Consider the following 19,175-nt stretch of genomic DNA (forward strand, 5'->3'; position numbering starts at 1 on the left):
GCTGCGCCCTTTTCTCTTTCGCCTATTTACATCACTGCCCCGCACTGCTCACAATGGACGCTCATTCACCGTTGTTATTGAGAGTGCTATGAATCAGAGTCATTTTTTCGCCCATCTTTCCCGCCTCAAACTGATCAGCCGCTGGCCGCTGATGCGCAATGTCCGCACAGAGAATGTCTCTGAGCACAGCCTGCAGGTTGCCTTCGTGGCTCACGCTTTAGCTGTCATTAAGAACCGTAAATTTAACGGCAATCTGAGCGCTGAACGCGTTGCCCTGCTCGCGATGTATCATGACGCCAGTGAAGTGCTGACCGGCGATATGCCAACGCCTATCAAGTATTACAATCCGCAAATTGCGCATGAATACAAAAAGATTGAGAAAATTGCTCAGCAAAAGCTGATTGAAATGTTGCCGAAGGAATTGCAGGAAGATTTCCGCCCGCTGATTGACGAGCATTATTACACTGAAGATGAAAAGCTGACGGTCAAACAGGCTGACGCACTGTGTGCTTATCTGAAATGTCTTGAAGAGCTGTCTGCGGGAAACAATGAATTCACCCTGGCAAAGGCACGCCTGGAAAAAACGCTGGCAGACAGAAAAAGCCCGGAAATGGACTACTTTATGGAAGTCTTTATTCCGAGCTTCAGTCTGTCACTGGATGAGATCAGCCTCGATTCCCCGATGTGATCAGAACGGGAAAAGCACTGGCACCAGAAACACGCTGACGACCATCACCAGCAACGTAAAAGGCACGCCGATGCGGATAAAGTCGCCGAATTTATAGTTACCCGGCACCATCACCAGCGTGTTCACTGGTGACGACACCGGTGTCATAAAGGCAGCAGACGCGGCAATCGCGATGATCATGGTGAACGGGTAAGGCGACACGCCCATCTGATGCGCCGCCGCAATCGCGATCGGCGCCATCAGCACGGCAGTCGCCGTATTGGAAATAAACAGCCCGATCCCCGCGCAGAGAATGAACAAACTCAGCAGCATCATATAAGGGCCGTAACCGCCGCTGACTTCCATCAACCCCTTCACTATCAACGCCACACCGCCGGTTTTTTGCAGCGCCAGCGCAAAAGGCATCATCCCGATGATTAACAGCAGGCTAGGCCAGTGAATGGCTTTATAAGCACCTTCCATCGTAATGCAGCGGAATTTGCCCATCAGAATGCAGGCGATAATGGCGGCAATCGCATTGGGCACGTCGTCGGTGAGCATCAGCGCGACCATCAGCGCCAGGCAAAACAGCGCATGAGGTGCCTGGCTCAGCGCAGGTGCGACTTCGTCCACTTCAGCAGGAAGATTCAGCACGATGAAATCATGCATCTGTTGCTGAAGCTGGCGGATAAGTTTCCAGTCACCAATCACCAGCAACATATCGCCCAGCTGTAATTCCTCATCCACCAGTCTGCCTTCGAGCGCTTCCCCCTGACGGCGGATGCCAACAACGTTCAGGCCATAGGTCGAACGGAAAGCCACGTCACGCAGTGTTTTGCCTAACAACTCGGAATCAGGGATTAACGACACTTCGGCCATACCGACATCTCTCGATTGTTCAGAGAAATATTCGCCGCGTAACACCATCGGCTCAAGCATTTCATCGGTACAAAACTGCCTGAATGATATGCCGGAATCGGACATATCAAGCAGCAACACATCGCGGGCAAACAGTTCGGTATTCCCTGTCGCGCTGACCATCACACGGCGAAACTTACGCCAGCGTTCAATGCCCACCACATTTGCGCCATAACGCGAACGCAGGTGTAAATCATCCAGCGTGCGTCCGACCAGCGGAGAACCGGGGCGGACTGTTACCCTTCGCGCCCGGCCGGTCAGACGATAGTCGCGGATCAAATCGCGAAAAGTCCGGCGTTTCCAGCGCTGTTTATCCTGCAAAGCGTTATCGGATGAGAGCCAGCGACGTGCGATCAGCATATAGCCAACGCCCATGATCAGCACCACCAGTCCGACCGGTGTGACCCCGAAGAAACCAAAACCATCGAATCCTTCACGCAGCAATTCACTGTTAACCACCATATTCGGCGGTGTCGCAACCAGCGTCATCATGCCGCTGATAAGCCCGGCGAAACTCAGTGGCATCATCAGCCGTGCGGGAGAGGTTTTCATGCGGGCAGAAACGCTGATGACAACAGGAATGAAGATCGCGACCACACCGGTGGAACTCATAAAAGCACCGAGACCGGCCACCGTGAGCATCAGCAAAACCAGCATCCGTGTTTCACTGTTACCGGCGACTTTCATCAGCCAGTCGCCAACCTGATAGGCCACGCCGGTTCTCACCAGACCATGCCCGACGACAAACAGGGCAGCAATCAGAATCACGTTGGGATCACTGAATCCCGCTAGCGCTTCATTGATGGTCAGCGTGCCGCTTAGCACGAAGGCAATGATCACCAGCAACGCCACAATATCCATTCGCAGCGTATTGCGTGCGAACAGCACCATAGCAATAACAAGTAACGTGACTACCCAAAATAATTCACCGGTCAAAACACACTCCGTTTGCGTTGAGATTGAGAGGCAGGACGGGTATCAGAATGGCATAAAAAAACCCCGCATAAGCGAGGTTTATATCAATTTAAAGAAGGAAACTGTGTTTTTTCTGTACTTAACGCAGGCTGACTTTTACGCCTTCGCCGGAACTGCTGACCAGCAGAATTTCCAGCGTCGACAGGTCAAAATCAACGTTTTCAATGCCCGGAGTGTCATCAGGCGCATTAACCGCAATGACTTTGCAGCCCGCAGCCAGACCGGCCATCACGCCCGCAGCGGCATCTTCGACAACAACACAATCTTCCGGTGCCAGACCTAAACGTTCTGCGCCAAGCAGATAGGCATCCGGTTGAGGTTTGCCGTGTTTCACCTGCTCCGCAGTAATAAACACTTCGGGCTCTGGCAAGTTCGCCGCTTTATGACGGGCGCTGGCGACAGGCATTGAACCGGAGGTCACAATCGCCCAGGGAATGTTCTGGCGGTTGAGCTCGCTTAACAGTAAATGCGCGCCGGGAAGCGCAGTGACGCCTTCAGTGTCGGTCGCCTCAATTTGTTCCAGTTTTAGAAACTCTTTCTGAATCGTTTCTTCACTTTCGCCTTCCATGAAATGACGTAAGGAAGTAATCGCCTGTTTGCCGTGAATGAACGCCAGAACATCCTGAGGATTGACTCCCCAACTGAGCGCCCAGTTAATCCATGAACGCTCAACTGCCGGTAATGAATCCACTAACGTCCCATCAAGGTCGAACAAGAAACCTTTGCACTCCACAGGCAATTCCCCTTTGGTTATTTCGCATTAAGCATTAATGATTTGCGCGATCTCTACCGCACTCAGATGGTACTGACGCGGGCACGATTGCCATACCGCCAGCATACGCTGGTATTTATCCCACATTTTGGTCTGCGAGTTAAAGCCATGCGTGCCTGCATCGAAGTCAGTGTAACGCCCTTCGGTATTCACCATAAAACGAACATAGCTTAAATAACGGGATTCAGTGGCGGCATCGAAACCAAGGAAATCAATACGGCGACGATCCAAATCCTGTGTATCTTTAAGATTGGTCCATGACACCTGCATGGCATGGTGCATTTCCATAATATTAATCACTGTGCGACAGGTTTCTTCCGGCAGCTCACCGAAATCTCTGTCCAGCTCGCGCATTTGCAAACCAAAACCGCGTTCAATTACCGTCTGTAACCGGCGATACCGTTCCGCATTATCGGGATCCAGCATGGTCATCATTTTGTATTGATTCGATAAAATCAGGCGTTGAGCGTTAGTCATTTCCATCGTGAAAATCCTCATGTCTGCATAATGAGCAAAGCATGGCATAGCGCAAAGTTCTGCGAAATCGCAAGCACACCATTCTTTGATTTGAGTCGGGATCTCATCTGAAATAATCACCGGAGGGGACTTTCCTCCGGTGTCATGCAACTTATGAAAGACTATAGATGATGGCTGACAGGGTCAGTGGAGAAATCAGGCTTACAGATCGTCTAAAAATGTTTTATCGAGTTGCTTGAACGCGCGTTTAAGCACGTCAGCTAAAGACTGATAGGTCGGGGTGCCTTCAATCGGTGCCAGCGCTTGCCCGGCTTCTGCAAGCTTATTGCGCACATCATGGAACCAGCCGAGTAAACCAGGAGGCAGAGGCGTCACGGAACGGCGACCGAGCCACCACAAGCCCTGCATTGGCAAACTGCAGGCAAAAATCGCTGTAGCTACCGCCAGCCCGAGCTGGCCACCGAGGGCAATTTGCCACGTCAGGGTAAATACAGCCACCGGCGGCATAATACGCACGGCAAAACGGGTGGCCGTAGAGATGCGGTTCTCCGGAAACATAGGAGCCAGGCGCTTATCTGACGGCCATGTCTTCATATAGTGCTGTCCGCGCTGGAAGATCTGAAACCAGCTTACGGAGCCTGTTGGCTTACTCGTCATATCTGCACCTCAACTTCACGTATAAAATTTAAAAAATAGTTGTAAAACACAAACTGGAGTTTACCACGATAAAATATATTTTGTTTTTACTGACACTGTCGGTATTCTATCGCAGCCTCGCAACCCTCTCAGGCAACGACATCATAATAAAGTTGGGATACAAACGGTAATTTGCAATGTTTGCTCCCTATATTAAGCATAGTGCCTTGCTCTGGGTGGTTTTGTAATTAGTTATTGTATTTTTTGTTAGTGTTTTTACTGATTAGTAACATCCTGAAGGCGCATAACAGAGATACTTTGTGCCCATGCACAGATTATTCCCCTGTTATCAGAGGGCTTGAACAACCAGAGCCCGGCGATTCTCCAGCTTTTTCATCATCATGCCGGTTTTGGCTCTCCGGCATGATGTTAATCATAATTGTCACCGCCATTATGCGCTACGCTTGATGTCAGATTGACGATTTATTAACCACGTGTATTGTTTTTCTTAAACAGCACCAACAATAAATAGGTACTTCCATGTCGAGTAAGCTTGTACTGGTTCTTAACTGTGGTAGTTCTTCCCTTAAGTTTGCCATCATTGATGCTGCAAACGGCGAAGAACACATTTCAGGTTTAGCCGAATGTTTCCATCTGCCAGAAGCACGCATTAAATGGAAAATGGACGGTGGCAAAGAAGAAGCCGCTTTAGGTGCGGGTGCCGCACACAGTGAAGCGCTGAAGTTTATCGTTAACAACATTCTGAGCAAAAAACCTGAGCTGTCCGCAGAGCTGGTTGCAATCGGCCACCGCATCGTTCATGGCGGCGAAAAGCTGACCAAGTCCATGCTGATCACCGACGCTGTCATCGAAGGTATCAAAGAATCTATCCCGTTTGCACCGCTGCATAACCCGGCTCACCTGATCGGTATCGATGAAGCGCTGAAATCTTTCCCTAAACTGGCTGATAAAAACGTTGCCGTTTTCGACACCGCTTTCCATCAGACCATGCCGGAAGAGTCTTATCTCTACGCCCTGCCGTACAGCCTGTATAAAGATCACCATGTCCGTCGTTACGGCGCACACGGCACCAGTCACTTCTATGTGACTCAGGAAGCCGCAAAAATGCTGAACAAGCCAGTGGAAGAAGTGAATCTGATCACTTGCCACCTGGGTAACGGCGGTTCTGTCAGCGCCATCCGTAACGGTAAATGTGTAGACACCTCCATGGGTCTGACCCCGCTGGAAGGTCTGGTGATGGGTACGCGTAGCGGTGACATCGACCCGGCTATCATCTTCCATCTGCATGATTCTCTGGGCATGAGTGTTGATCAAATCAACAAAATGCTGACCAAAGAATCTGGCCTGCTGGGTCTGACCGAAGTCACCAGCGACTGCCGTTATGTGGAAGACAACTACACCACCAAAGCGGATGCAAAACGTGCAATGGACGTGTTCTGCCATCGTCTGGCGAAATACATCGGTGCGTATACTTCACTGATGGAAGGCCGTCTCGACGCCGTGGTATTCACTGGCGGCATTGGTGAAAACGCCGCAATGGTTCGCGAACTGTCTCTGGCTAAACTGGGCCTGCTGGGCTTTGAAGTTGACCACGAACGCAACCTGGCTGCCCGTTTCGGCAAATCCGGCGCGATCAATAAAGAAGGCACCCGCACCGCTCTGGTCATCCCGACCAACGAAGAGCTGGTGATTGCACAAGACGCCGCGCGTCTGACTGCATAATCGATTCAAGACTGCCCGCGTCATGCGGGCAATTTTTCACTCAAAGGCAAACGCCGCCCGTTTGGACGCACCGCGCAGGATAATCATCGCGCTTATGCTGATCATTATCCCCTTTGCACAAACCTGCGAATGTCCCTGCCTGGCAACCGTTAAAGAGGTTTAGCCGTGTCCCGTACAATTATGTTGATCCCTACAGGCACCAGCGTTGGTCTGACCAGCGTCAGCCTGGGCGTGATCCGTGCCATGGAACAAAAAGGCGTCAGCCTGAGCATCTTCAAGCCAATCGCTCAACCGCGTGCTGGCGGCGATGCTCCTGACCAGACCACCACCATCATTCGTGCTAACTCTACCGTGACTGCAGCTGAACCGCTGAAAATGAGCCACGTTGAAACGCTGCTGAGCTCCAACCAGCAGGACGTGCTGATGGAAGAGATCATCGCGCGTTACCATGAAAATACCAAAGACGCAGAAGTGGTGCTGGTGGAAGGTTTAGTGCCAACCCGTAAACACCAGTTCGCCAACGCGCTGAACTATGAAATCGCTAAAACCCTGAACGCAGAAATCGTCTTCGTTCTGGCGCTGGGCAATGATTCTCCTGCGCAACTCAAAGAACGTATCGAACTGGCCCGTTCCAGCTTCGGCGGCAGCAAAAATAAAAACATCACCGGCGTTATCATTAACAAACTGAATGCACCGGTTGATGATCAGGGTCGTACCCGTCCTGATCTGTCTGAAATCTTTGATGATTCAACCAAAGCCAGCGTGGCAAATATCGACCCGACTCAGCTGTTCGCCAACAGCCCGCTGCCGGTTCTGGGTTGCATTCCATGGAGCTTCGAGCTGATTGCCACTCGCGCAATTGACATGGCCAAGCACCTGAACGCCCGCATCATCAACGAAGGCGACGTCAAAACCCGCCGCGTGAAATCCGTGACCTTCTGCGCACGCAGCATTCCTCATATGCTGGAGCATTTCCGTCCGGGTTCCCTGCTGGTCACTTCTGCTGACCGTCCGGACGTGCTGGTTTCAGCCTGTCTGGCCGCCATGAATGGCGTAGAAATCGGTGCGATCCTGCTGACCGGCGGCTACGAAATTGATGAGCGCATCAACAGCCTGTGCGAACGCGCCTTCCAGACCGGCCTGCCAGTCTTCATGGTAGATACCAACACCTGGCAGACGTCCCTGAGCCTGCAAAGCTTCAACCTGGAAGTTCCTGCAGATGACCATCAGCGCGTAGAGAAACTGCAGCAGTACGTGGCGTCTCACATCAATGCTGACTGGATCAATTCCCTGAGCGCCCACTCCGAGCGTTCACGTCGTCTTTCTCCGCCAGCCTTCCGTTATCAGCTGACCGAACTGGCCCGTAAAGCCGGTAAACGCATCGTTCTGCCAGAAGGCGACGAGCCACGCACCGTGAAAGCGGCAGCGCTGTGTGCTGAACGTGGTATCGCGGAATGCGTTCTGTTGGGTAATCCTGACGAGATCAAACGCGTTGCAGCGGCTCAGGGTGTGACGCTGGGTAAAGGCATCGAAATCGTTGATCCGGTTGTTGTGCGCGAAGAATACGTGGCACGTCTGGTTGAATTGCGTAAAAGCAAAGGCATGACCGAAGTGGTTGCGCGCGAGCAACTGGAAGACAACGTGGTTCTGGGCACGCTGATGCTGGAACAAGGTAACGTTGATGGTCTGGTTTCCGGTGCGGTTCACACCACCGCAAACACCATCCGCCCACCGTTGCAGTTGATCAAAACCGCGCCGGGCAGCTCACTGGTTTCTTCTGTGTTCTTCATGCTGCTGCCTGACCAGGTTCTGGTATACGGCGACTGTGCGATCAACCCGGATCCAACCGCTGAGCAACTGTCTGAAATCGCTATCCAGTCTGCGGATTCCGCAGCGGCATTTGGTATCGAACCACGCGTTGCGATGATCTCCTACTCAACCGGTAACTCCGGCGCAGGTAGCGATGTCGAGAAAGTGCGTGAAGCGACCCGTCTGGCCCAGGAAAAACGTCCTGATCTTATCATCGATGGTCCGCTGCAATACGACGCCGCAATCATGGCTGACGTTGCAAAATCCAAAGCGCCAAACTCGCCGGTTGCGGGTAAAGCGACCGTGTTCATCTTCCCTGACCTGAACACCGGTAACACCACGTATAAAGCGGTACAGCGCTCTGCGGATCTGGTCTCTATCGGGCCGATGCTGCAAGGTATGCGTAAACCGGTTAACGACCTGTCCCGTGGCGCACTGGTAGACGATATCGTCTACACCGTGGCACTGACCGCGATTCAGTCTGCTCAGGCAGAAGCTGCGGTTCCGGCTAAATAAGCCAGAACCTCTGAGCGCAAAGCTTCTGAACGCAAAACGCCGGGCTTAATGTCCGGCGTTTTTTTTGTCTTTTTTTCGGTAAATCTCAGAGCAACGTTTTCGCGGCTTCAAGAATATGTTCAGCCGTCAGGCCATATTCCTGCTGTAAAAACTCCTGCGTCCCTACCTGACCGTAACGCTCTTTCACGCCCACACGGCGCATCGGCACCGGCTGGTTTTCCACCAGCACTTCCGCTACCGCCGATCCCAGCCCGTTGTGAATACTGTGGTTTTCACAGGTCACAATTTTGCCCGTTTTCGCGGCGTATTTGATGATAATGTCTCTATCAATCGGCTTGAGGGTGAACATGTCGATGACTGCCGCACTGACGCCTTCACGCTCCAGCATTTCTGCCGCTTTCAGCGCTTCTGCGACCATAATCCCGTTGGCGATCAGCGTAACGTCAGTACCGTCCCGCAGCAAATTAGCTTTGCCGATGGTAAACGTCGACCCTTCCTGATAAACCTGCGTGGCCTGTTTGCGGATAGTGCGTACCCAGTAGAAACCTTTCAGATCCATCAGCTGCAACAGGATATTGCGGAACATCACCGCATCAGTCACTTCCATGACTACGGAATTCGCCAGCCCGCGCACGATGCCCATATCCTCAAACGACATATGCGTGCCACCGTTATGACAGGCGCTGACGCCCGCATCTGACGCGATAATTTTGACGTTATTCTTCTGATAATCCAGCGACATAAACAGCTGATCGAAACAGCGGCGGCTGGCGAATGCGGTAAAAGTATGCACAAACGGCACGCGACCGGTCAGCGACAAACCTGCTGCAACGCCGATCACGTTGGCTTCCATAATGCCGCAGTTAATCACATGATCAGGATGATCTTTATGCACGCCGTCCATCGCCATCGAGCTCATCAGGTCGGCTTCAAGCGCGATAATCGGCGTATTTTCCACAATCTTTTCACGCACGGTATTGGCGTAGACTTTACGCATTTCCACCGCATCTTTTTGTAATTCCAGAGAGACTTCAAACATGGGTGGCCTCCAGCTCAGCGATAGCGTTTTCGATTTCCAGTTTCACATCCGGGGTTAACCGCAGATGGTGCGAGTTCGCCAGTTGTTCGAGATACTTCACGCCCTGGCCTTTGATACTGTCGAGTATCACCACCAGCGGACGTTGCTCAGCGTGACGAACCGGCGTCACCGCCTCGCTTATCGCTACAATGTCATCGCCTTTAATAGTCTGAACATCGAAACCAAACGCACTGAATTTTCCGGCCAGATCAAAAGGTTTGATGACTTCATCCAGCGTGCCGTCGAGTTGCTGTTTGTTGTAATCGATGAACAGCGTCAGGTTGTGCAAATTGTGGTGCGCAATAAACTGGAAGGCTTCCCAGCACTGGCCTTCATTGAGTTCGCCATCGCCAAGAATGCAGAATACACGGTTGCTGCGACCGGCCAGTTTATGCGAAAGCGCCATGCCTGCAGCGATGGAAACGCCCTGCCCCAGCGAACCGGTGGTAGCATCGACGCCGGTGGTGCGCAGCCTGTCCGGATGGCTCGGTAACCGGGTGCCATTCTGGTTAAGCGTTTGCAATTCACTGACCGGGAAATAGCCTTTCAGCGCCAGCGTCGCATACAGCGCCGGTCCCGCATGGCCTTTGGATAACACGAAATAATCGCGATCCTGCCAGTCTGGTTTTTTCGGGTCGATGCGCATGACATCGCCATACAGAACCGCCAGCGTTTCCACCACTGACATGCTGCCGCCATAGTGCCCGAATCCCAGACCGGTCAACATTTTCAGCGTCTCGATGCGGATATGGCGGGCCAGGTCACGAACCTCCTGGACATCTTTCATCTTCATTGATCCTTATTTTAGTGAGCACTTATCCTGGCCTGTTATTTCTAACAGGCAGGACAGTGTTTCCCGGATGGTCTTACAAAACGTATTCGTTAAAAAACGGTGTGATGCAGGATTTACTTCTCTGTGACTTCTTTCTCAGCTACCGGTTTTTTACCTAGATAGTTCCAGGCAACCAGTACCGCGAAGATACCGACGATCAGCGCCATGATGCCTTCCTTCGACATGAAGCGCGCCAGATTGCCCAGCAGTATGCCGATAACGCCGAAGTCCGCGTCAGAGAACGTTGCGTTGGCAAAGCCCAGCGCACCCAGTACCGGCAACAACAGAACCGGCAGGAAGGTAATCAGAACGCCGTTAGCAAACGCCCCGACCATCGCGCCACGACGTCCGCCGGTGGCATTACCGAACACACCCGCTGTTGCACCGGTGAAGAAGTGCGGCACCACGCCCGGCAGGATCAGCACCAGATGCATTTGCCCTAACAGGAACAGGCCGACCAGACCGCCGAGGAAACTGAACAGGAAGCCAATCAGCACAGCATTCGGTGCGTACGGATAAACCACCGGACAGTCCAGCGCCGGACGGGCATTCGGCACCAGTTTTTCAGAGAAGCCGACAAATGCCGGGACAATTTCTGCGAGGATCAGACGCACACCCTGCAAAATGATGAACACACCCGCCGCAAAGGTAATAGCCATGATGATGGCGTACACCAGATAGTTCTGGCCCGCGCTGTAGGTCGCTTCAACAAAGACCTGACCAGCGAACACCGCCATGATCAGATAGATAATGATCATGGTGAGGGAGATTGAAATGGAACTGTCGCGCAGAAAGCTCAGGTTTTTCGGCAGATTCATTTCTTCCGTAGAACGTGAACCTTTGCCAACTTTACTGCCGATCCAGCCTGATAAGACGTAACCGATGGTGCCGAAATGGCCGAACGCCACGTCATCGCTGCCGGTGATTTTGCGCATATAACGCTGCGCCAGCGCCGGGAAGAACGCCATGATAAGGCCGAGCGTCAGGGAACCGGTGAAGACCAGAGCAACCCCTTCAAAACCGGCAACGGTCAGAATGACGCTGATCATACAGGCCATATAGAACGTGTGATGTCCGGTCAGGAAGACATATTTCAGTCGTGTGAAACGCGCCACAATCAGGTTTGCCACCATACCGAACGCCATGATTAAAGCGGTCGGCGCACCGAATTTCTCCAGCGCGATGGAAACAATGGCTTCGTTATTTGGAATAATACCCTGGATATTAAAGGCGTGTTCAAACATACCGCCTAATGGATTAAGAGAGCCGACTAATACCGTGGCACCACCGCCCAATACTAAAAAGCCCAGTATTGTTTTTACCGTGCCTTTGACCACATCAGAAAAGTTTTTCTTTTGCGCGACCAGGCCGATTAATGCGATGAGCCCCACCAGTACGGAAGGCACTTTTAATATATCAACCACAAACTTGAGCGTTTCCTGGATAAACATATCCACCTCGTTTGTCTATTTGTTTTATTTGTAGGGTTATTCAGTGACGTCAGGACACTGGGTGTTTTTCAAAATGCGCAATCAGTTTGGTTTCAAGTTCATTGATATCAATAATGTTAGTGATCACCACTAACTGATTTTCCGGGATGCTGGCGCTGGCAGCGATGTCTTTCGCCATCACGAACAGGTCAGCTTCACCGGGAATGGCAGAAGACAAATCAGAGTGCTGAACATCCGCCTGAATATTCAGTTTCTTCAGCACTTTTTTAATGTTCATTTCAACCATAAAGCTGCTGCCTAAACCGGAACCGCAAATCGCCATAATTTTCATTTTATTCACCTGTTCTTTATCTGTTTTGAAAGCGTAACATAGCGTATCAGTTGCCCGTATTCAGGCCTCTGACTGTTTATATTTCCTGATTGGAATGATCTTCCCTGTGACGGTATTAACTCAAATTAATAGCGGGAAATCACATCCTGTATTTCACTGATGCTTTTAGCCTGATGGATTTTCTGCATATCTTCATCACTGGAAAATAATTCAGCCAGCTCAGAAATTAGCTCAATATGACTGTGCTTATCAGGTGCGGACAACATGACGACCGTATACACCGGATCGTTATCCTCTGAATTAAATTTCACCCCCTGCGGTAACGTCAGCAGCGATAACCCCAGTCCATTAGCTCCCTCTTCCGGTCTGGCATGTGGCATGGCGATGCCCGGTGCCAGAACAAAATACGGCCCCAGCTTTTCCCGCTGCGCAAAAATTGCGGTCAGGTAATCCGGGGTAATTGTCCCTTCTTTCAGCAGTGGCACAGCGCTCACTTCCACTGCCTGCCGCCAGTCCGTGATATCCGTTCTGATCTGAATTCGTTCAGATGTCAGCCAATCATTCAGCATAGTGATACTCCGTTATATTTTTGAAGATGGCCGGTCAAATTTCCCCCAGACCGCACCAACGATCCAGACTCTACTTCAGCGGTAGCGTTAACATCTGTGACACAACTCACAAAGATAGCGCTACCAAACTTCTATCATTGAGATCTGTGATAGCGCTATCAAAAATAATCGCGCTGCGGTATCACCGGCCAGCGGCTGGTACAAATAACGGTATACTTTGTCAGGAAATTGCCGATAATTTACCGAATTCTGCCGTAGTTCCCGTTATGCCGGTCCTGCTGCGGCCCGCTTTTTCGTTATGCCAGCAGGTATACATTGTGCGCAAGATGCGCAGTTAAGGTCAGGATCGTGAATGTCCATTAACAAGAAAAGACGCAGTACCGGAAGAGTCACACTGGCGGATGTCGCGCAGCTGGCAGGCGTAGGCAGCATGACCGTTTCCCGCGCGCTGCGAACGCCGGAGCAGGTTTCCGACAAGCTGCGGGAAAAAATCGAAGAAGCCGTCAGTCAGCTGGGTTATCTGCCTAATCAGGCCGCGAGTTCACTGGCTTCTGCCTCGTCCAATACCATTGCGATGATTGTGCCCAGCCTGTCTGAATCTGGCTGCGCGGAGATGTTTGCCGGATTGCAGAAAGTGCTGCAACCGGCGGGATACCAGATCATGCTGGCCGAGTCCCAGCACCGGATGGAGCGTGAAGAAAAACTGCTGGAAACGCTGCTGTCCTACAATCTGGCGGCGGCTATTTTGCTTTCCGTCGAGCACTCCGCGAATGTCAGGCAATGGCTTGATAATCTGACCATTCCGGTTCTGGAAATCGGTGCGCTAACCGATTCACCTATCGATATGAATATTGGTATTGATTACGTCGAGGCGATGTTTCAGCTGACGCAGACCGTGGTGGCAAAGGGTTACCAGAACATCGGCATGCTGTGCGCTAATCAGGAACAGTGGATTTTCCAGCAGCATTTACAGGGCTGGCGAAAAGCGATGCTGAAAGCGCACATGTCGCCGCACCGGGTGATTAATGCCGCGGAACCAGCCTGTTTTTCTACCGGAGCCCAGCAACTGCCTGAGTTTCTGCTGGCCTGGCCTGAACTCGACGCGCTGGTATGTGTGTCAGACGATCTCGCCTGCGGTGCGCTGTATGAATGTCAGCGCAGAAGAATCAAAGTGCCGGACGACCTGGCTGTGGTCGGTTTTGGTAATTCGGACGTCAGCAAAGTCTGTCAGCCACCGCTGACCACCATCGCTATTCCGCATAAAGAAATCGGGGTACGTGCGGCACAGGCGTTACTGGCGAGGATTAATGATGAGGAATGGGAAGAGGTGACGATCGCATCGTCATTGTGCAAGCGGGACAGTTGCTAAAAAACCGCGGGCGATAGTATATCGCCCGCGAGATGCTGATCAGATATCGTCTTCGGTCGACGAATCTTCATTAGCTTTCACACTTTCCACCGCCGGTGTTGCTTCTTCACGCGTCAGAGGCTTACCGTGTTCTTTCTCGTTATTGCGCGTCATCCACAATGAGAGTGCTTTCAGAGAATCAGGCGTAAATTCATCACAGCGGGCAGTGATTTCTTCCGGAGTCATCCAGCGCACTGCGTCGATTTCTTCTTCCTGCAACGCGAACGGGCCATGGGATACGCAACTGAACAGTGCGCCCCAGACGCGGCATTTATTCTCTTCCTCGAAATAGAACTGACCGTGCTCGGCAAAAGGCACACCGGCAATGCCTAACTCTTCTTCGGCTTCACGACGCGCTGAATCCAGAATATTTTCACCGCTTTGCACCACGCCACCTGCCGTTGCATCCAGCCAGCCCGGGTAGAAATCTTTGGTTTCAGTCCGGCGCTGAATCAAAATATTTCCCATGCCGTCATGAACCACGATATAGCTGGCACGGTGACGCAGGACCTGAGCGCGCATTTGTTGTCGGCTGGCCTGGGCAATGACTTCGTTATCTTCGTTGACGATATCAACCCACTCATCCGTACTGATGTTTTGCTCTTGTTCTGACATCCGCTGGAACCTTCTCTTTTAAGCGCTGGTCTGTGCGCAATAAGTCTGTGCGCTGTGATTTTGCAACACGTCGATAATGTCCGGAGATTCTATTGGGTCTGCTGGGTTGCTTCAATAGCTATGGGTGCGCAGATACACCGTAAAAGTTATGTCAGCCCACAAAGTTCGCCATCAGACAACTCTGACATAGACAGCCGTTCATATGCATTATGATAACCTATTACTCAGGATATAAAGTTTGTGATTATCAATCCCCCATTGGCGCATCCCGCCCCGCAAGTCGCGGAGTCTGATTAACACGCAGGAGGCAATATGATCGATCTCTATTACGCACCCACACCCAATGGCCATAAAATTTCTCTTTTACTTGAAGAGTGTGGCCTGCCATACCGGCTTTATCGAATTGATATGAGCGCCGGCGAGCAATTCAGGCCTGAATTCCTTGCCATTTCTCCCAACAATAAAATCCCGGCCATTGTTGATAATGAACCCGTGGATGGCGGCGCGCCACTCAGTGTCTTTGAGTCTGGCGCAATTTTGCAGTATCTGGCAGAAAAAACCGGCAAATTCCTCAGCCAGGAACTGCGCGAAAGAACCATCACGCTGCAATGGCTGACCTGGCAGGTTGCCGGATTTGGCCCGATGCTGGGTCAGAATCATCATTTCACCCACTACGCTCCGCAACCTGTGCCTTATGCCATCGAACGTTTCCTGCAGGAAACCCGGCGGTTATATGGGGTGCTGAACCGTCAGCTGGAGAAAAATGCCTATATCGCGGGCGAGAATTACAGCATTGCTGATATTGCCACTTACCCGTGGGTGGTGGCGCATGAACGTCAGCGAATTGATCTGGCGGAGTTTCCTGCCGTGCGCAACTGGTTTGAGCGGGTGAAAAGCCGCCCGGCGACGCAAAAAGCCTATGCGTTAGCGCAGGCATAATCCGTCCCGATGCCTCCGTACTTTGCCGGAGGTGTTTTCCCTTCTGCAAAATAAAAACACTTAATTGTGCTCCATATCGCGAGTTAATGGCGGTGATTCATCTATGATTATAGGCAGTTCATCCGCGAATTCAGACAGTTAAGGATCACGATATGAAAGTCCTGATAACCGGCGCAACCGGGCTCATCGGTCGAAAACTCACCGGGCGGCTTCTTGAACAATCTCATCAGATTACCGCACTGAGCCGCGCCCCTGAACGGGCGGCGAAGCTGTTAGGCTCGCAGGTTCAGGTATGGGAAACGCTGGAAGGCAAAACCACCCTCGACGGTTTCGACGCCGTCATCAACCTTGCCGGTGAGCCGATCGCGGACAAACGCTGGACGAAAGAACACAAAGCCCGGTTGTGTGAAAGCCGCTGGCAGCTCACTGAAAAACTGGCGACGCTGATTAATGCCAGTCAGACGCCGCCTTCAGTCTTCATTTCCGGTTCAGCGGTCGGGTATTACGGCGATCAGGGGCAGGCGCTGGTGCCGGAAGATGAGCCGCCGAACAAGCAATTTACCTGGCAACTGTGCGCCCGCTGGGAAGCCCTGGCGATGTCCGCTCAAAGCCCGTCCACGCGAGTTTGTCTGCTGCGAACCGGGATCGTACTGGCCGAAAAAGGCGGTGCGCTGGCAAAAATAGTGCTGCCCTTCCGCGCCGGTCTCGGTGGTCCGATCGGCGATGGTCAGCAATATATGCCGTGGATCCACATCAATGACATGATTGACGGGATCCTTTTCCTCCTCGCCCACGAAACGCTCTCAGGGCCATTCAATATGGTATCGCCTTATCCGGCACGTAACGAACAGTTCAGCGCCCTGCTCGGGGAAGTCCTCCACCGACCGGCATTTATGCGCGCACCCGCGCCTGTGGTTCGTTTGCTGATGGGGGAATCAGCGGTGCTGGTGCTGGGAGGCCAGCGTGCCGTGCCACGCAGACTGGAAGCCGCAGGGTTTGAGTTTAAGCATCAGGAATTGAAGGAAGCACTGGAGGATTTGCTGGCGTGAAGGGTCTTGCAGCCCTTCACCCTGCTCGACCAGATGGGGATGTTTCGGCTTCTCATAGGTACAATGGCGCGGTACTGGCGCTTTTTAAAAACTGATCGGGGGGGGATGTTTCGGTTTCTCAATAACTGCGCTCACATAGGCTATTTCGCCGAAACCGAGCAGAAGGGAAAAGCTTTTCCCCTCTGCACTCCCCTCGCTTTTTCACTGCGCGCTGTCGCTGGAATGAAGGACATGTTCCGGCACATTGGTGTATGGCGCAAAATGTCATCGCTCCGCGATGCCCTCATTTCAGGATTCGAGCCTCTGGTCTCGAACCATTCATTCGGTGCCATTTTTGAGCACGCCAATCAACTTATCTAAAAGATAAAAAACGGTCAGCCGTTGAATTTAAGATCTCACGGGCGAATCAGAAATCTTGCTGAACGGAGCGGCTTCGAGACCCAGGGCTCGAAGACCGAGAGAAGGAACCGCAAAGCGGCAAGATTTCCAGCCTGTCACTGTGGTTGCTGAAACATAGCCAGCGAGCGAAGCACTTGTTGAAAAGGCGAGGAGGAATCCAAAGGAGGAAAAGCACTTTCCTCCTTTGGGCGGTTTCGGCGCAGAAAATTATGTGAGCACAATTATTGAGAAACCGAAACGTCCACAATTCAATTCCCCCCCCTCAGGTTCTACTCCTTCACATCCACCTGATAAAAAACATGTTTCCCAAACGGATCCACTTCATAGCCGGTCACTTCTTTGCGGACCGGTTCGAAAATGGTCGAGTGGGCGATCATCACCGCAGGGGCCTGATCGTGCATCATCTGCTGGGCTTGTTCGTAAAGCGCGACGCGTTTGGCATGATCGGTGGTTTCTTTCGCTTCGGTAATCAGCTTATCAAACGGTGCGTAACACCATTTGGCTGAGTTCGAACCGCCCTTCGCGGCGTTACAGGTAAACAGCGGACCGAAGAAGTTATCCGGGTCACCGTTCGCCGTCGTCCAGCCCATCAGTGCCGCCATGTGCTCGCCGTTACGGATGCGGGTCTGATATTCGCCCCATTCGTAACTGACGATGTGCGCTTTCACACCGATTTTCGCCCAGTCCGCCTGAATCATCTCCGCCATACGACGGGCGTTCGGGTTATACGGACGCTGAACCGGCATCGCCCACAAATCAATATCAAAACCGTTCGGCATTCCCGCTTCGGCCAGCAAGGCTTTGGCTTTCTCAGGCGAATAATCGTAATCCACCAGCTTGTCGTTGTAACTCCAGACACCGGTCGGCAGCAGCGTTTTGGCGACGGTTCCGGTGCCATGGAATACCGCTTCGATGATTTGCGGTTTGTTAATCGCCATGGTCAGTGCCTGACGTACTTTCACATTATCCAGTGGCGCTTTCTGCGTGTTGAACGAGAGGAAACCGGTGTTAAGGCCAGCCTTGCTCATCAGATTGATGTCTTTATTTGCACGCATACGCTCGAGATCGGCCGGATTCGGGAATGGCATCACCTGACACTCGTTTTTCTCGAGTTTAGCAAGACGCATTGAGGCATCAGGGGTGATGGTATACACCAGACGGTCAATTTTAGATTTGCCCTGCCAGTATTCAGGGAACGCCTTGTACAGCAGACGCGTGTCTTTCTGGTATTGCATCAGCTCGAACGGGCCGGTGCCGACAGGATCCTGATCGACCTTTTCCGGCGTACCGGCTTTAAGCATCTGATCGGCATATTCCGCCGAGAGGATCGATGCAAAATACCACGCCAGATCCGCCACGAATGGCGCTTCCGGACGAGTCAGATTGAAGCGGACAGTGTAGTCATCCACCTTATCGATACTGCCGATAAGGTCACCCATTTTCAGGCTGTCGAAGTTCAGGTACGTGCCGCCGGAAATTTTATGGTAAGGATTATTTTCATCTTTCTGGCGCATGAACGAGAAGATCACGTCGTCAGCATTGAAATCGCGCGTCGGCTTGAACAGTTTGTTGCTCTGGAATTTCACGCCCTTGCGCAAATGGAAGGTATAGGTTTTACCGTCCGCACTGACATCCCAGCTTTCCGCCAGGCTAGGGATCAGCTCCGTGGTACCGATTTTAAAATCCACCAGACGGTTATAAATCGGTGCCGCGCTGGCATCCACAGAGGTACCCGAGGTGTAAAGTTGCGGGTTGAATTGCTCAGGCGAACCTTCAGAACAATACACCAGCGTTTTTGCAGAAACGCCACCTGTGATGGCCAGCGCCAGTAAACCTGTGCTTATTTTTAATATGTTGTGTTTCATTATTTTCCCTTTTTCCCTGTCCGGAGAGTGTTTAAATCTTCTTCATCGTGGAACATAAAGCAAAAACAGATTAACATCTGGATAACACGTAGTAATACTTTGTTATATATGAAAATCTTATAACAG

Annotated in this window: 18 protein-coding genes; 7 read left to right on the forward strand and 11 right to left on the reverse strand. The window is 51.9% G+C overall.

Annotated elements, in window-relative coordinates; all coding sequences use genetic code 11:
* Positions 1-88: 88 nt before the first annotated feature.
* The gene (gene yfbR, locus ACM615_RS02660; protein WP_112289921.1) at positions 89-688 is read left to right on the forward strand and encodes a 5'-deoxynucleotidase; all 600 of its coding nucleotides are present in this window, start codon (positions 89-91) and stop codon (positions 686-688) included.
* Here the strand turns inward: yfbR and ACM615_RS02665 are convergent, their stop codons facing one another.
* From ACM615_RS02665 to yfbV, 4 genes are all read right to left on the reverse strand, one after another.
* Positions 689-2,521, reverse strand: a complete 1,833-nt coding sequence (locus tag ACM615_RS02665) for an SLC13 family permease (protein ID WP_112289919.1) — start codon at positions 2,519-2,521, stop codon at positions 689-691. It abuts the gene before it with no gap.
* A 118-nt stretch (positions 2,522-2,639) separates the two neighbouring features.
* Positions 2,640-3,293, reverse strand: a complete 654-nt coding sequence (locus ACM615_RS02670; RefSeq protein ID WP_113877045.1) for a sugar phosphatase — start codon at positions 3,291-3,293, stop codon at positions 2,640-2,642.
* 27 nt (positions 3,294-3,320) lie between these two features.
* Positions 3,321-3,815 (reverse strand): YfbU family protein, encoded by a 495-nt coding sequence (locus tag ACM615_RS02675; RefSeq protein WP_013574583.1) that lies wholly within the window; start codon positions 3,813-3,815, stop codon positions 3,321-3,323.
* Positions 3,816-4,010: 195 nt separating this feature from the next.
* Positions 4,011-4,466, reverse strand: a complete 456-nt coding sequence (gene yfbV / locus ACM615_RS02680) for a terminus macrodomain insulation protein YfbV (protein ID WP_112289915.1) — start codon at positions 4,464-4,466, stop codon at positions 4,011-4,013.
* A gap of 519 nt (positions 4,467-4,985) precedes the next feature.
* Between yfbV and ackA the strand changes: the two genes are divergently transcribed.
* Both ackA and pta read left to right on the forward strand, forming a co-directional pair.
* Positions 4,986-6,188, forward strand: a complete 1,203-nt coding sequence (gene ackA / locus ACM615_RS02685) for an acetate kinase (RefSeq protein WP_129639051.1) — start codon at positions 4,986-4,988, stop codon at positions 6,186-6,188.
* Positions 6,189-6,368: 180 nt separating this feature from the next.
* Positions 6,369-8,513: a phosphate acetyltransferase gene (gene pta / locus ACM615_RS02690; RefSeq protein ID WP_181955538.1), complete on the forward strand. Its 2,145-nt coding sequence runs from the start codon at positions 6,369-6,371 to the stop codon at positions 8,511-8,513.
* Positions 8,514-8,598: 85 nt separating this feature from the next.
* Here the strand turns inward: pta and ACM615_RS02695 are convergent, their stop codons facing one another.
* The 5 genes from ACM615_RS02695 to ACM615_RS02715 form a co-directional block, all read right to left on the reverse strand.
* Positions 8,599-9,552, reverse strand: coding sequence for a transketolase family protein (locus ACM615_RS02695; protein ID WP_113877042.1), 954 nt, complete (start codon positions 9,550-9,552; stop codon positions 8,599-8,601).
* Entirely contained in the window at positions 9,545-10,378 is an 834-nt protein-coding gene (locus tag ACM615_RS02700; protein ID WP_113877041.1) for a transketolase, read from the reverse strand. Before ACM615_RS02700 ends, ACM615_RS02695 begins: the two co-directional genes overlap by 8 nt.
* A 119-nt stretch (positions 10,379-10,497) precedes the next feature.
* A complete protein-coding gene (locus ACM615_RS02705; RefSeq protein ID WP_112289907.1) occupies positions 10,498-11,874 on the reverse strand; it encodes a PTS ascorbate transporter subunit IIC in 1,377 nt (458 codons plus the stop codon).
* Positions 11,875-11,923: 49 nt separating this feature from the next.
* Positions 11,924-12,205 (reverse strand): PTS sugar transporter subunit IIB, encoded by a 282-nt coding sequence (locus ACM615_RS02710; protein WP_013574575.1) that lies wholly within the window; start codon positions 12,203-12,205, stop codon positions 11,924-11,926.
* A gap of 125 nt (positions 12,206-12,330) precedes the next feature.
* On the reverse strand, positions 12,331-12,774 hold the full coding sequence (locus ACM615_RS02715) for a PTS sugar transporter subunit IIA (RefSeq protein WP_113877040.1): 444 nt from the start codon (positions 12,772-12,774) through the stop codon (positions 12,331-12,333).
* A gap of 352 nt (positions 12,775-13,126) precedes the next feature.
* Here ACM615_RS02715 and ACM615_RS02720 point away from each other — a divergent pair, with 352 nt between their 5' ends.
* The gene (locus ACM615_RS02720; protein ID WP_113877039.1) at positions 13,127-14,143 is read left to right on the forward strand and encodes a LacI family DNA-binding transcriptional regulator; all 1,017 of its coding nucleotides are present in this window, start codon (positions 13,127-13,129) and stop codon (positions 14,141-14,143) included.
* A 39-nt stretch (positions 14,144-14,182) separates the two neighbouring features.
* Here the strand turns inward: ACM615_RS02720 and yfcD are convergent, their stop codons facing one another.
* Positions 14,183-14,797, reverse strand: a complete 615-nt coding sequence (gene yfcD, locus ACM615_RS02725) for an NUDIX hydrolase YfcD (RefSeq protein WP_112289900.1) — start codon at positions 14,795-14,797, stop codon at positions 14,183-14,185.
* 312 nt (positions 14,798-15,109) lie between these two features.
* Between yfcD and yfcG the strand changes: the two genes are divergently transcribed.
* From yfcG to ACM615_RS02740, 3 genes are all read left to right on the forward strand, one after another.
* Positions 15,110-15,736, forward strand: a complete 627-nt coding sequence (gene yfcG / locus ACM615_RS02730) for a GSH-dependent disulfide bond oxidoreductase (RefSeq protein ID WP_112289898.1) — start codon at positions 15,110-15,112, stop codon at positions 15,734-15,736.
* A 152-nt stretch (positions 15,737-15,888) separates the two neighbouring features.
* Entirely contained in the window at positions 15,889-16,785 is an 897-nt protein-coding gene (locus tag ACM615_RS02735; RefSeq protein ID WP_129639052.1) for a TIGR01777 family oxidoreductase, read from the forward strand.
* A gap of 6 nt (positions 16,786-16,791) precedes the next feature.
* Positions 16,792-17,145 carry a hypothetical protein gene (locus ACM615_RS02740; protein ID WP_431011395.1) on the forward strand — a complete coding sequence of 118 codons (354 nt, stop codon included), beginning with the start codon at positions 16,792-16,794 and terminating at the stop codon, positions 17,143-17,145.
* 308 nt (positions 17,146-17,453) lie between these two features.
* Here the strand turns inward: ACM615_RS02740 and ACM615_RS02745 are convergent, their stop codons facing one another.
* Positions 17,454-19,049 (reverse strand): ABC transporter substrate-binding protein, encoded by a 1,596-nt coding sequence (locus ACM615_RS02745; RefSeq protein WP_129639054.1) that lies wholly within the window; start codon positions 19,047-19,049, stop codon positions 17,454-17,456.
* Positions 19,050-19,175 lie beyond the last annotated feature (126 nt).

Origin of the sequence: Rahnella sp. PAMC25617, assembly GCF_050606005.1 — a bacterium.
GTDB lineage: Bacteria > Pseudomonadota > Gammaproteobacteria > Enterobacterales > Enterobacteriaceae > Rahnella > Rahnella variigena.